At 55.9% G+C, this 767-nt stretch carries 2 protein-coding genes; both read left to right on the plus strand.

The window, feature by feature from the left end; translation table 11 throughout:
- Positions 1–220 (plus strand): histidine kinase dimerization/phospho-acceptor domain-containing protein (locus tag E4P82_RS21550; RefSeq protein ID WP_312916053.1); only part of this gene is annotated, 220 nt, incomplete at its 5' end.
- 34 nt (positions 221–254) lie between these two features.
- Positions 255–767, plus strand: a 513-nt coding sequence (locus E4P82_RS21410) for an ATP-binding protein (RefSeq protein WP_246327788.1), incomplete at its 3' end; no start/stop codon positions are given.

Here is a 767-nt window from a genome sequence, read left to right on the forward strand (position 1 = left end):
CCTGCACGGCCTACTCGGTGCGCTTTCCCTGCTGGAAAAGACGCCGCTTTCGGACAAACAGAACAGCTATCTCGTGATGATACGGGAAGATGCGGATCGATTATTGAGAGAAATGAATAGCATCTTGGATTTCTCCCAACTGGAAGCGCGCGGACTCCCTCTACGGGAACAACCGTGTCCGCTCAAAAAAACTGCTGGAGCGCGTCGTCAAGCCGTTTGAGGTACGCGCGTGGGCCAAAAAGCTGCGCCTCACCTTGAGCCTTGATCCCGACTTGCCGGAATGGGTCCGAACCGACGGCGAGCAATTTGAAAAAGTCATACATAATCTGATCGATAACGCCATTAAATTCACCGCGCAAGGCCAGGTTCGGATTCGCGCCTGGAACCAGCAAACCGGCGAGGATACATGCGACCTCCACTTGAGCGTCCAGGATACTGGGTTCGGTATTTCTCCCGAGCTGCAAGTGAAAATCTTCGAGCCGTTCACGCAAGTCGATTCATCCACCACGCGAAGGCATGGCGGGAACGGGTTGGGACTGGCGATCTGTCGCCAGCTCGTCGAACTCATGAATGGACGCATTACGTTAAAAAGCCAGCCCGGAAAAGGCTCGACGTTCTACGTCGAGTTGCCGTTCACCCTGTCGCCACCGGCACCTGAATGCGACAACGAACCGTATGCTATTCAGGATGACGCGCACTCGCGGCTCATCGCTCCCCAAGACGAAGCTGTGTCCGAACGGCGACTCGGCAAATCCTTCCGGCCCGGT

The sequence above is a fragment of the Candidatus Competibacter phosphatis genome (genome assembly GCF_012939995.1).
Lineage (GTDB): Bacteria > Pseudomonadota > Gammaproteobacteria > Competibacterales > Competibacteraceae > Competibacter > Competibacter phosphatis.